Source organism: Pseudoalteromonas sp. CST2 (genome assembly GCF_028599385.1).
Classification (GTDB): Bacteria; Pseudomonadota; Gammaproteobacteria; order Enterobacterales; family Alteromonadaceae; genus Pseudoalteromonas; species Pseudoalteromonas atlantica.
Genome location: NZ_JAQREO010000005.1, coordinates 145,990 through 158,638, shown reverse-complemented (window position 1 = coordinate 158,638; position 12,649 = coordinate 145,990). Strand labels below are relative to the sequence as shown.

10 protein-coding genes are annotated in these 12,649 nt (G+C 39.0%); 2 read left to right on the top strand and 8 right to left on the bottom strand.

Annotation, left to right across the window (positions count from 1 at the left end; genetic code table 11):
- Window positions 1-17: 17 nt before the first annotated feature.
- Window positions 18-362, top strand: a complete 345-nt coding sequence (locus PSH41_RS09120; protein WP_126005846.1) for a four helix bundle protein — start codon at window positions 18-20, stop codon at window positions 360-362.
- Between the two features lie 64 nt (window positions 363-426).
- Here PSH41_RS09120 and PSH41_RS09115 read toward each other — a convergent pair whose 3' ends face one another.
- Window positions 427-1,200 carry a YggN family protein gene (locus PSH41_RS09115; RefSeq protein WP_064386118.1) on the bottom strand — a complete coding sequence of 258 codons (774 nt, stop codon included), beginning with the start codon at window positions 1,198-1,200 and terminating at the stop codon, window positions 427-429.
- Between the two features lie 1,035 nt (window positions 1,201-2,235).
- Here PSH41_RS09115 and PSH41_RS09110 point away from each other — a divergent pair.
- Window positions 2,236-3,687 carry a capsule assembly Wzi family protein gene (locus PSH41_RS09110; protein WP_273588874.1) on the top strand — a complete coding sequence of 484 codons (1,452 nt, stop codon included), beginning with the start codon at window positions 2,236-2,238 and terminating at the stop codon, window positions 3,685-3,687.
- Between the two features lie 57 nt (window positions 3,688-3,744).
- Here PSH41_RS09110 and PSH41_RS09105 read toward each other — a convergent pair whose 3' ends face one another.
- The 7 genes from PSH41_RS09105 to PSH41_RS09075 all read right to left on the bottom strand — a co-directional run bounded on the left by PSH41_RS09105 (window position 3,745) and on the right by PSH41_RS09075 (window position 12,588).
- Window positions 3,745-4,911, bottom strand: a complete 1,167-nt coding sequence (locus PSH41_RS09105; protein ID WP_273588872.1) for a nucleotide sugar dehydrogenase — start codon at window positions 4,909-4,911, stop codon at window positions 3,745-3,747.
- Window positions 4,912-5,164: 253 nt separating this feature from the next.
- Entirely contained in the window at window positions 5,165-6,085 is a 921-nt protein-coding gene (gene galU, locus PSH41_RS09100) for a UTP--glucose-1-phosphate uridylyltransferase GalU (RefSeq protein ID WP_273588871.1), read from the bottom strand.
- Between the two features lie 663 nt (window positions 6,086-6,748).
- Complete coding sequence (locus PSH41_RS09095; RefSeq protein WP_273588870.1) at window positions 6,749-7,705, bottom strand: DHHA1 domain-containing protein; 957 nt, start codon at window positions 7,703-7,705, stop codon at window positions 6,749-6,751.
- Window positions 7,706-7,808: 103 nt separating this feature from the next.
- A complete protein-coding gene (cysC, locus tag PSH41_RS09090) occupies window positions 7,809-8,420 on the bottom strand; it encodes an adenylyl-sulfate kinase (RefSeq protein ID WP_273588869.1) in 612 nt (203 codons plus the stop codon).
- A gap of 316 nt (window positions 8,421-8,736) precedes the next feature.
- Window positions 8,737-10,473 carry an SLC13 family permease gene (locus tag PSH41_RS09085; RefSeq protein ID WP_029773233.1) on the bottom strand — a complete coding sequence of 579 codons (1,737 nt, stop codon included), beginning with the start codon at window positions 10,471-10,473 and terminating at the stop codon, window positions 8,737-8,739.
- 265 nt (window positions 10,474-10,738) lie between these two features.
- Window positions 10,739-12,151 carry a sulfate adenylyltransferase subunit CysN gene (cysN, locus tag PSH41_RS09080; RefSeq protein ID WP_273588868.1) on the bottom strand — a complete coding sequence of 471 codons (1,413 nt, stop codon included), beginning with the start codon at window positions 12,149-12,151 and terminating at the stop codon, window positions 10,739-10,741.
- 89 nt (window positions 12,152-12,240) lie between these two features.
- Window positions 12,241-12,588, bottom strand: a complete 348-nt coding sequence (locus PSH41_RS09075) for a four helix bundle protein (protein WP_029773231.1) — start codon at window positions 12,586-12,588, stop codon at window positions 12,241-12,243.
- Window positions 12,589-12,649 lie beyond the last annotated feature (61 nt).

Genomic DNA, 12,649 nt, shown 5'->3' with positions numbered 1-12,649 from the left:
AATAAATAGAGGGTGAAATGAATTTTGAAAATTTAGAAGTATGGAAACGTTCTGCACGATTAAGCGCAGATATTTATAAGGCAACTGCAACCCTCAAGGACTATGGTTTTAGGGATCAGCTAACACGCTCGGGGCTCTCCGTGCCAAGCAATATAGCAGAAGGAATGTCCAGAGAGAGTAATAAAGAGAAAAGGCGTTTTCTAGATATTGCAAGAGCCTCCTTGGCCGAAGCAAGAACACAAATATATATTGGCATTGATATTAAATATATAAATAACATCGACGGCAAGGAGTGGCTTAAAGAAACAAACGAACTATCAGCCATGATCCAATGCCTCAAGCTAAAAATCCCACAGAACTAACACTTATAGCTCATAACTAACAGCTTACAGCTTATAGCTTATAGCTTATAACTCCCCACTTTCCTTACGATTTTATCTGCACTAAATCAAAGTCAGCCATGCCTGGGACAATCGCTTGCAAGCGTGATTCGGTCACATCGAGTGCGTTTAAACATTCACAGTATTCAGAGGCTTTAAGCTCAAGTTGCTGAGCCTTTTTTTGCAGAGATTTATCTATTTCTTTAGAGATAATATCCATACGTTGGCCCATGTCATTAATGCGGTCTTCAATATTACCTTCGCGTGATTTAAAGGCATCACCAAGCGACATTAAAATAGCCCCTAACGAGCCATGTACGGCAGAGTGTATTTGCTGGCTAATTTCTTTAGTGAAAAAATCATCTATTTGCGAGAGCGACTGTGGCGCGATAAAAAAGAAGTCATCACCACGCTTAAATTTGTCCATAAGCGCACGTTCTACGTACTGGAGCTGGGTTTTTAGCACCTCTGGCTCTTTGTCAGACATCCCCTCGACTACATGTTCAATGGCGCTTAAACCTAAGTTAACACCATCGGTAGCCAAATTAACAAGCTCCGGCACCGTATGGCGAATACCATGGCTAAATTGCTCAAGCACTTTGCTTTCTTCAGTGCTTAAATCAACCCAGTAACCTCGAATAAAAAGCTGGCTATTATTATTAATTTGTACACGCGTTTGGCCTTTATCAAGAATACGTATAACGTCGTCGGTAATTATTAAGCCATGACTAAGCTCAACATCACACTGTGACTGAGCTAAAACAGCAGAGCTTGAAAGTGCTAAACACAACGCCAATATCGAACGAGATAACAACGCCATATACACCTCAACAAGCCAAAAAAGGAAGGCAAGTAGGTTAACAAAAAACCAACTTTATGCAAGAAAAATAGCTGTTAACTGTTAGCTGTTAGCTGTTAGCTGTTAGCTGTTAGCTGTTAGTTGTTAGCTGTTAGCTGTTAGCTGTTAGCTGTTAGCTGTTAGCCAAAATAAATTATTAAGCACTGTGTTTACAATAAACGCAGTGCTTTTTTATTGGTAGGCGTGAAGCTTGCTCACGCAAAAAAATAAAACACCTCTATTTTAACCACGCGCGAGCAAGCAAGGCGCCTACAACACTCCCCTCTAAAGCGCAGCGTCTCTTAACCTCTTTGTGAATTAGTATTTTTATTTTTTTCATAAAGAGAAGTAAGTGAGAAAACATACAAGTAGCAGCGAGTTTACCTCGCGTCAGACATTTTGCATTAATAAATATACATAGAATAATTACAAAACGCGCCAGCAAGCACGGCACCTATAACACTCCCCTCTAAAGCGCAGCGTCTCTTAACCTCTTTGTGAATTAGTATTTTTATTTTTTCACAAAGAGAAGTAAAAGAGGAGTAAGTAAGAAAACATACAAGTAGCAGCGAGTTTACCTCGCGTCAGACATTTTGCATTAATAAATATACGCAGAATAATTACAAAACGCGCCAGCAAGCAAGGCCCCTACAACGTTACCCTCTAAAACGCAGCGTTTCTTAACCTCTTTGTGAATAAATTACTTAATATTTTGTACAAAGAGAAGTAAAAGAGGAGTAAATAAGAAAACATACAAGTCGCAGCGAGTTTACCTCTCGTCAGACATTTTGCATTAATAAATATACGCAGAATAAATTCCAAATATGCCAGCAAGCTGGGCGCCTGCAAAATAAAACTTAACTTCAAAGCTCATTTGGGCTAAAAATGTAGATCTTACCCATACTAAATAACGACTAATCTACGCGGGTTTGAGTCTTTTTCTTTCTTACTTAGTTATTTATTGCTAACCTCGCATTAACGTTTTTACTTAAACAATTTTTTGCTAACGGAATAATTATGCTAAAAAAAATAACACTACTTGTCGGGATGGCAATCAGTGCAGACGTAATGGCTAAAGGCGGAGTTTCACCTTATTTACCTTTAAATCAAGTTCCTGAGCTTGAGCATAATATTCAACGCCTTTTAGCTGTAAGTAAAAACACCCACTTAATGAGTAAGCCCTATAAGGCTCACGATATTTACAACGTACTGCAAAAAATTAGATTCACACACCCTGATCTATACCACACGCTTACTTACCAAATAAATCCGTACATTCAAGCAGGGGCGCTTACTTTTGTTAAAGGCACAGCATCTGTAGGAACAAACAATAAAAACCTGCCTAATCAACGAGGGCAGACCACAAAAACAAATTTAATTATCGAAGGTGGCGCTAATTTAAGTTTGGGCGACTATTTCGGTGCAAGCGCCGTAGGAATTATAAATGAAGATGGAATTATCCCAACCCAAATCATTGTTTATATGGGGTTTAAATACGCTCAGCTAGATATTGGCTACCGCGAACACTGGTACTCTCCTTTTAACAGTAGTGCTATGTTACTAAGCACCCAAGCCGAAACAACCCCATCTATAACTTTAAGTAATGTCGAGCCAATCACAGATTTTAAGATACGCTACGACATGTTCATTAGCCAAATGACAGAGCAAAGAGGGATTTTAAAAAACCAAAGGGTCGAAAATCCCGAGGACCGAGAGTACGAGCCTGGTAAACCTTACTTATTTGGCTTACACACCAGCTTTTCTATCACAGACAATTTAACGATAAGTTTAAGCCGCCTAATGCAGTTTGGCGGAGGCCCGCGAAGCGTAACTTTAAAAGATTTCGCCGAGGGTTTTTTCAGCCCTGGTAGTAAAGATAATGTAGGCGAAGACGATACTGACGACGCTAACTTTGAATTAGGTGACCAATTGGGTGCAGTCGCTTTTAGCTATTCAAATACATTAAATAACCTAGCCTACGAACTTTATGCAGAGGTAGCCCTTGAAGATACTTTAGGTGGCGGTGGCGGCGGCAGAAATAACGCTTACAGCTTCGGCCTCTTTATTCCATTTATTAATAAAAATCATAGCATTCGATTTGAGCATAGTAATTGGCAAGCGCTTTGGTACGCAAATGGTATATACCTAGATGGCAATAGAAATCATGGGAATGTAATAGGCCATTGGGCTGGAGATGAACATGAATACGAAGATTACGTAGCAGCAAAAGCAATAAGCTTAGATTGGAATTGGCAATTAAATCGAAAAGAGTATTTACAAACTACCTTTCGCGGCTTAAAAAACGCAGGCGACAACTACAAAACAAGTTATGAAATGCAAATTACTTATAATAGTAAGCTAAACAGGCCTATGTGGGGCGCTAAAAGCTGGGGTGTTGAATTATATACGGGTAAAGATGTATATGGGGACGCATTTTCAAAATTAGCATTTACGGCTAGCTTTAACTAATTAAAAAGCCTACACCGTTTTTAAACGCTGTAGGCGACGCATTTTAAACGTTACTTATTAATCACTACCAAATAAATCACGTGTATACACTTTATCTGCAATGTCGCTAAGCTCCTCAACCATACGGTTAGAAATCACTACATCAGATATCTGCTTAAACTCGTTTAAGTCTTTTATTACGCGTGAGTGGTAAAACTCATTTTCTTCAAGCACAGGTTCAAATACAACAACCTCAATACCCTTGGCTTTAATACGCTTCATAATGCCTTGAATAGCAGAGGCTCTAAAGTTATCAGACCCCGTTTTCATTACTAAACGGTAAACACCTACAATTTTAGGGCTACGTTTAATAATTGAGTCGGCAATAAAGTCTTTACGTGTTGTATTGGCATCTACAATAGCGCCAATAATATTGTTTGGTACATTTTGGTAATTAGCTCGTAGCTGCTTGGTATCTTTTGGCAAACAGTAGCCACCGTAACCAAACGATGGGTTGTTGTAATGGTTACCAATACGTGGGTCTAGGCCTACACCTTGTATAATTTGCTTAGAGTTTAAGCCATGTGCTTCTGCGTAGCTATCTAGCTCATTAAAATAAGCAACTCGCATGGCAAGGTAAGTGTTAGAAAATAACTTAATCGCTTCAGCTTCTGTTGAGTCAGTGAATAGCACTTCAACATCTTGCTTAATTGCACCTTGCTTAAGTAAGTTAGCAAAAATAGTTGCGCGCTCGCTTTGCTCACCTACAACAATACGTGACGGGTGTAAGTTATCGTAAAGCGCTTTGCCTTCACGTAAAAACTCAGGAGAGAATATTAAGTTTTCAGCATTAAGTTGCTGCTTAATATCAGCCGTAAAGCCTACCGGAATAGTCGATTTAATCACCATAACCGCATTAGGGTTATGCGCCATTGTGTCTTTAATTACGGCTTCAACAGAGCTAGTATTAAAGTAGTTGTTTTCAACATCGTAGTCAGTGGGTGTAGCTATAATTACGTAATCAGCGTCTTTATAAGCGGCTACCTTGTCAGTAGTGGCTGTAAAATTTAAGTCATCACGCGTTAAAAACTCACTAATTTCTGTATCAACAATTGGTGACTGCTTATCGTTTAAAAGAGCTATTTTTTTCTCGTCAATATCAAGTGCAACCACTTCGTTATGTTGCGACAAAAGCATAGCGTTTGAAAGGCCTACATAGCCTGTACCTACCACGGCAATTTTCATGTTATTCCCTTAATGTTTTCATTGGTAATTAATAAGTATAATTTTATCAGAATTGCACAATATCAGCTATTAAAACGATACAAGGTTAGCGGTAAAAGTAAAGCATCAAACACTTATAGCCAATAAACAAATTCACAATAAACGCATTTTCATGTACTTCATTTGTATAACAAATAAAAAACGCGGCATTAAGCCGCGTTCGTTTAATTTTTACAATGCAATTAATTCAAGTTGAACCAATAAGCATTATTACTTATAAGTTTACAACATTGTCAGATTGCAAATTCGACTCATCGTTAACCAGTGTAGTTAAGTACTGTCCAAAATCCTCACCCAACTTAGTATCACGCATGCCGTATTCAACAATCGCTTTTAAATAACCTAGCTTATCGCCACAGTCGTGCGAGCGGCCACTCATATGAAATGCTTCAACGGTTTCTTGAGTCATTAACGCATCAATAGAGTCTGTTAATTGTATTTCACCACCAGCGCCTACTGGCGTTTTGGCAAGTAGCGGCCAAATATTCTTACTTAGTACATAACGGCCAACAACAGCAAGGTTTGATGGTGCTTTATCGGCATCTGGTTTTTCAACCATTGTTTTAATTGCCGCACTGTTACCTGGTGTTAACTGCACGCCATTTATATCAGCAATACCGTATTTGCTTACATCTTCTTGTGCTACTGGCTCTAGCATAATTTGGCTTGCTTTGGTCTCGTTAAAGCGTTTGATCATCGCGGCTAGGTTTTCAGTTTTTTGATCGGCCGTATAAGCATCAAGTATTACATCAGGGAGTAATACTATAAAGTCGTCATCGCCCACTATTGGCTTTGCACACAAAATAGCGTGCCCTAGGCCTTTAGCTTCGCCTTGGCGTACACTCATTACCGTTACATCAGCAGGGCAAATAGAGCGTACTTCTTCAAGTAAAGCACGCTTAACACGCTTTTCTAAAGTAGCTTCTAGCTCGTAGCTGGTATCAAAGTGGTTTTCTATGGCGTTTTTAGAGCTATGCGTTACTAGTACAATGTCTTTAATACCGGCAGCTACACACTCACTCACTATGTATTGAATAAGTGGTTTATCTACAATCGGTAGCATTTCTTTAGGAATTGCTTTAGTCATAGGTAACATGCGAGTGCCAAGGCCGGCAACAGGAATCACAGCTTTCATGGGTAGTCCTTTAATTTGAAATAAAAATTTATATGTTGATCTTAACTTAGCAACTTTAAAGTAGATACAACCTGAATATATTTAATAATGCGCTTATTTATTGAGAGCTCCGCAAATCAAGGCTATAAACACCGTAAAGGCACTGCCTTTAAACGCCAGCTAGCTGCGCCTCTACAAAAATTTAATCACCGCGCTAATTTTGACTGCAGACGTAGAGCTTGCTTACGCAAATTTTAAAAACTAAGTGCCATTAAAAATATACACACTCACAAAAAACGCGGCATAAAGCCGCTGCTACAACACCCCGTTTTAGTTAACAAATCACTAAATATTTTGCACAAACAGAAGTGAAATAAGAGTAAATGAAAAGACATAAAACAAGCACTTATTTTAAGCTTATTGCTTCTTCTAAAGCGCAGCGCCCTCTTGGCCTCTTTGTGAAGTAAACGAGATAAAAAATAATTTATAAGTTTAACTGGTGCCGCCAACAAGCAAACTCAACCATCGAGCCAATCTTCAGCTGTAGACGTAGAACTTACTCACGTTAGAAGCAAAGCTTATCGCGTTTTTAAAATATAATAACCACTATAAAAGCGCGGCTTTTAAACGCCAGTAAGCTGCACGTCTACAATAAAACTTAATATAGTTCAGCTCTTGGCCTAACTATATGTAATATTCTACTAACTCTTTGATAAAGTGTTCAACTTGCGCTTTAGGTAACTCATTAATGCCAGCAGCGGCAGCACGACCACCGCCCGTATCAAACTTACTACATATATCAACAGCGCCTTGCTTGTTAGTTAGGGGGGCTCTAACGCTCACTAAGTAACTGCCTTTGTTATTAAACGTAAATACTGCATGGGCTTTATTTGGTGACTGATTAGCAAGGTCATTACCTAAAACGCCGCTTACTCGGCGAGCCCAAGCTGCATCCTCTAATAAAACTACTTTAGCTGTATCGCAATCATGAAGTATTTGCGCATTAGCGGCTTTTTCCATATCAGCTTTATAAGCTTGCTCAAGAGTATAATAAACTGAGCTTTTATCGTTAATTGCATCAAAAGGCGACTTATACTGCAAAAGCAGCTCGAATAAATCTTCTGGTGCAAAATGTAAATCAGCCACTTCACTTCCGTAGCCGTTATAATTTATGTAAGTACCAAATGCTTTCAACTGTGACTTTTGAAGTTCAGTTAATCCAAGCTTATCGGCCTCGCTATCAGCCTTAGCAAATAAGTTATCACCATAGGCAGCAGTAATTGCCCATAAATGAAATTGTTTATCTATTAAATCACTGACAATTAAACTGGTACACATATTCGCATCTAAATCTATGTGTGCAAATAAATTAGCATGATTAGGTATATCGCCAGCTTTATGGTGATCTACATACATAACACGCGCCCCAACACACAAAGCATCGTGAAGAGCCGGCATATTTTTTTCCATCGAAATATCCAATACCCTAATACAGTCCCCTTCTTGCGGAGTGATTTTTTGCATTAATTGAATATCGCGTTTAACACCCGTTACCTTTATGGTGTCTGTCGGGTTTGCTAATTGCAGCTGTAATAAGGCAATAATGCCGTCGGCATCACCATTAAAAATGTCGTATTTCATAATATTCTCAAATACATAAACAAAAAAAGATGCCAATATAACTAAAGGGCACGTAAAAACCGCAGCTTGTTGCCACTAACTCGCTTTCCTTAGTTGGTAACTTTTAGCTTTTAGCATTTACAATCTTGTTATTAATTAAATAATCTACAATTTGAGCAGCGCACTGCTCAATGGTTTGCTCGGCCGTTTTAACATGTATATCAGGGTTTTCAGGCACATCAAATGCTGAACTAATCCCTGTAAAGTTTGGTATTTCACCTGCGCGCGCTTTTTTATATAAGCCCTTTGGATCGCGGCTTTCGCAAACAGCAAGCGGTGTATCTATGAACACTTCTACAAATTCACCTTCATTTACTATATTTCGAGCCTGAGCGCGATCAGCTTTAAATGGCGAAATAAACGCAGTAGAAACAATAAGGCCAGCATCAACAAATAGCTTAGCAACTTCACTTATGCGGCGAATATTTTCAATACGGTCTTCGTCACTAAATGTGAGCCCTTTGTTCAAACCCATACGCACGTTATCGCCATCAAGCAAATAAGTATGGCAGCCTAATGAAAATAGCTTTGCTTCAACAGCATTTGCCACTGTAGATTTTCCTGAACCACTTAAGCCAGTATACCAAAGTAATACAGGCTTATGACCTTTGTGTTGCTGCTTTTTATCTCGCGACACGGTTTGTGCGTGCCATACTATGTTTTCATCTTGGCTCATTAAAGCACCTTTTTTTTTAAATTATTTAAAGTAAAAGCGCTGCTTTAAACGCCAGCAAGCTGCGCGTCTACAACACCATATTCTTCAGCGTAGGCGTGAAGCTTAATCACGCACGAAATTGCAATATTTATACTTTTATACCAATGCGCCAGCAAGCTGTGCGTCTACAACCCCCTCTAAAGCGCAGCGTCTCTAAACCTCTTTGTGAATAAATTACTTAAAACCCTATTGCACAAAGAGAAGCAAAAGAGAAAAAATGAGAAAACATACAAGTAGCAACGACAACGCAGGCGCTAAGCTCTTAACTCAATGTTTTTCAGCTAGTACTAAACGGAAAAAACACAGGTACAAACACCAATACAACAAGTGCATATACCATACTAATAGGTAAGCCTATCTTCACAAAATCGTTTAACCTGTAATTACCAGCATTAAATACCATCAAGTTAGTTTGATACCCATAAGGGCTAATAAAACTTCCGCTTGCCGCAAAGGCTACCGCCATTACAAAAGGCAATACATCTACACCAAACCCTAAAGCCACGGTATAGCCTATAGGAAACATCAACGCCGCAGCAGCGTTATTCGTTACAAACTCGGTCATTAACCAAGTTACTACATAAACTAATACAAATGCAGTGTACACATACCTAGGGTCATCAAATTGACCTATAAATCCACCTAACGATTCAACCACGCCAGAGTTAACCAGCGCGTTCGAAAGTAAAATAGCTGACGAAACCACCAGCCATATATCAATGGGGAATCGCCTTACCAGCTCATTGGTGGTTAAGCTACGAGTAAATAAAAGGCCCCCGAGCAATAACACCAGACCCTCTAACAAATCTAACACGCCAACAGCCGCCAACGCTATTGTGGTTATAAAGCCACCTATAGAAAACCATGCTCGCCAGCCATTAATTCTACTTTCAGGCTCTACACCGGATAAGGTTAAAAAGTTTTTATTTATATTTGTTCTAGATTTATAGTCATCACCCACGGCTAATACTAAAAAGTCACCAGAGCGAATAACCACATCACCTAACTTACCCGAAACCTGCTCGCCGTCACGCCTTATTGCCACTACAGCAGCATCAAACAATGCCCTAAACCCCGTAGTTTTAAGCGTACGCCCTACTATTATACTTTCCTGCCTAACAACTACTTCTGTAAGGTTGCTATTTAAAGTGCCATTTTTTTCAGCAAAAATTTCTAATCCTGAAAACTGCCCAAGCTGCAATAATTTAGTTATGTCTCCGCAAAATATTAACCTATCAGCTGGATGTATTACCTCTGACGGAGAAACAGGGCTAATTAGCCTCCCCTCCCGGACTATTTCAACTAAAAATAAAGACTCTAAATGCCTAAGCCCATTAACCTCAACAGAACGCCCTACAAGCTCAGAATCTGCAGATACCTTCGCGTCTATAAAGTAGCCTTCAGATGTCACTTTGTTTTGTTCTATACTCGGTAACATTCGGGTACAAAAAAACATCGTCAAGCCGCAGCAAAGTACCAAAATAGCACCCACAGCAGTAAATGAAAAAAACGATAACGACTTACCCGACGCCTCAATATACATTGAGTTAACAATCAAATTAGTAGAGGTACCTATTAGCGTAAGCGTTCCACCTAAAATAGAGGCATACGACAAAGGTAATAATAACTTACTGGCAAAATGATGGGGGTTATTACGAATAGGCGAAAGCAGTGTAGCTACAACCGCGGTATTATTTAAAATAGACGAAAAAAAGGTCGTTACACCAAACAACCTAAGCCATGTAGAATGATAACTATCTACAATTGTTTTAGACGCTATAACTCTTAATAAACGCGTTTTTTCAAGCGCTAACGAGCACAACACTAATAAAATTAACGTCACTAGTCCTGGGTTAGCAATGCTCGTTAAAAACTGGTCTTTACTCACTAAATCGCAAGCGATTAAAGCAATAAGTGTTGCACCAAAAACAGCAACAGGTCGCGTTTGTAAAACAATTAAACCTAAAATTGTTAGAGCAAAAATACAAAGCGTTAGATATGCATCTAATGGCATGATTTAAGTAGCCATCCTTAGTTAACCTGAACCCTGGATAATAAACCTATCTCTAGCAGCTATTTTCAGTGCTAACTGCGTTAAACTTACTTGCAATAGGCCAGCTATTGACGCGTAAATTCGCCTTGTTTTCATTGAAAATCTCTGGCTAGAGATAATAAATTTAAATATCACTATAATTCAATATGTTTGTAAGTCTCTTAAACAGAGTTCAGGTTAGTTAATAAAATGCGGGCTTATAAAAGCCCGCTATAACTTGAGTAATCTAACGGATTACTTTTGCATCCCAATGCGGAAAGTGCTTACGAACTAACGCATTAAACTCAACTTCAAACGCAGAGTGCTCGCTTTTAGGATTGTTGCCTTTTCCATCTAATGGCTTACGTATCATACCCGCACCAACCGTAACGTTAGTTAATCGGTCAATCACAATAAACGCACCAGTATGTTTATTTACATCATACGCATCAAATTGCACGGGCGCTGTTAATGCAAATTGGCAATTACCAATTTCGTTTAGATTTAATTGTGATGCCTCTTGTTGCTCTAGCGTGTTTACATCAACTTTATAGTTAATAACCTCAGCGTATCCATATACCGATTTACTCCCTACTTTAATTTCGTACTCACGGTCTACATGTAAGGCTTCTTCGGTCATCCATACTACGTCTGCTTCAAAGTTATCAGCTGAGTGTGGCTTTTGATGCGGACGTACCAGCATATCACCACGGCTTACATCTATTTCATCTTCAAGCGTTAGTGTAATAGCCATACCTGCAGATGCTTTTTCAAGGTCGCCATCAAAAGTAACAATTGATTTAACCTTACTCTCTTTACCTGAAGGTAGTGAAGCAACCGTATCGCCAACTCTAATATCACCCGCAGCCACAGTTCCGCTAAAGCCTCTAAAGTCTAAGTTAGGACGATTAACATATTGAACTTGCAATCTAAACTCATCATTTTTTGCGTGTTTAACTTGCACAGTATTAAGTAGCTTCATTAACGTTGAACCAGGGTACCAGCTCATAGCTTCGCTTTCGTTTACCACATTATCGCCACGTAGCGCCGAAATTGGCACAAAACGTACATCATCAAACGAAAGATCCTGTGCAAACTCGCGGTAATCTTTTTTGATGTTTTGATAAACCGACTGCTCGTAACCTACCGCATCCATTTTATTAATAGCGACAACTACGTTTTTAATACCTAATAAAGAGCAAATATAGCTATGGCGACGTGTTTGCACCTGCACACCGTGGCGCGCATCAATTAAAATAATAGCTAAATCACACGTAGAAGCACCCGTTGCCATATTACGCGTGTACTGCTCATGCCCAGGCGTGTCGGCAATAATAAATTTACGCTGATCTGTTGCAAAATAACGGTACGCAACATCAATCGTAATACCTTGCTCGCGCTCAGATTGCAGGCCATCCACTAAAAGAGATAAGTCAAAATCGTTATCAGTGGTATTAAAGCGTTTTGAATCCTTTTCAATGGCAGCCATCTGATCTTCAAAAATCATTTTGCTATCATAAAGCAAGCGGCCAATTAATGTAGATTTACCATCATCCACGCTACCACAAGTTAAAATACGTAGCATGTCTTTGTTTTCGTGTACTTTTAAGTAAGCTTCAATATCTGTAGCAAGTAAGTTTGGTTGTGTTTGTTCGGTCATTTTAAGTCCTTTATAAGCTGTAAGCGACGAGCTGCTGGCGTCGAGCTACGTGCTTAAATTTGTTTATGTTGCGAGCTACGAGCTACGAGCTACGAGCAACTTTTAATTGTTCTAATCAGACTACCTAGCATTTTCCCAATTAATTCACATTCACTAATAATCGACAAGCTATTTTCTTTTGAAATATAAGCTAGTTCAGTTGCAATCATTAACTGCGTTTTTAATTCGCCTAAAGAGCCCTTTGCTATAACTAAAAAGCGAGCTTTTTCTTTATCGGACTCTCTTTCAAAGCCTTCTGCAATATTGCTAGGAACAGAAACGCCGGCTCTACACATTTGATCTTTTAAGCCAAAATCTTTTAGCTGCTCAAATGTTTTATAAATTTTTATACTTAGGCGAAAACTACGCTGCCAAACCTCTAAATTTTCGTATCTCATAAGCATCCTTGTTTATTACTTTTGGCTACTTACTGAGAGCTAATAGTTGCATATTTAAGCT

Bases quoted from the DNA above. Each gene is read 5' to 3' on its own strand.
- PSH41_RS09120 (WP_126005846.1), top strand. From the start codon at position 18: ATGAATTTTGAAAATTTAGAAGTATGGAAACGTTCTGCACGATTAAGC.
- PSH41_RS09115 (WP_064386118.1), bottom strand. From the start codon at position 1,200: ATGGCGTTGTTATCTCGTTCGATATTGGCGTTGTGTTTAGCACTTTCA.
- PSH41_RS09110 (WP_273588874.1), top strand. From the start codon at position 2,236: ATGCTAAAAAAAATAACACTACTTGTCGGGATGGCAATCAGTGCAGAC.
- PSH41_RS09105 (WP_273588872.1), bottom strand. From the start codon at position 4,911: ATGAAAATTGCCGTGGTAGGTACAGGCTATGTAGGCCTTTCAAACGCT.
- galU (WP_273588871.1), bottom strand. From the start codon at position 6,085: ATGAAAGCTGTGATTCCTGTTGCCGGCCTTGGCACTCGCATGTTACCT.
- PSH41_RS09095 (WP_273588870.1), bottom strand. From the start codon at position 7,705: ATGAAATACGACATTTTTAATGGTGATGCCGACGGCATTATTGCCTTA.
- cysC (WP_273588869.1), bottom strand. From the start codon at position 8,420: ATGAGCCAAGATGAAAACATAGTATGGCACGCACAAACCGTGTCGCGA.
- PSH41_RS09085 (WP_029773233.1), bottom strand. From the start codon at position 10,473: ATGCCATTAGATGCATATCTAACGCTTTGTATTTTTGCTCTAACAATT.
- cysN (WP_273588868.1), bottom strand. From the start codon at position 12,151: ATGACCGAACAAACACAACCAAACTTACTTGCTACAGATATTGAAGCT.
- PSH41_RS09075 (WP_029773231.1), bottom strand. From the start codon at position 12,588: ATGAGATACGAAAATTTAGAGGTTTGGCAGCGTAGTTTTCGCCTAAGT.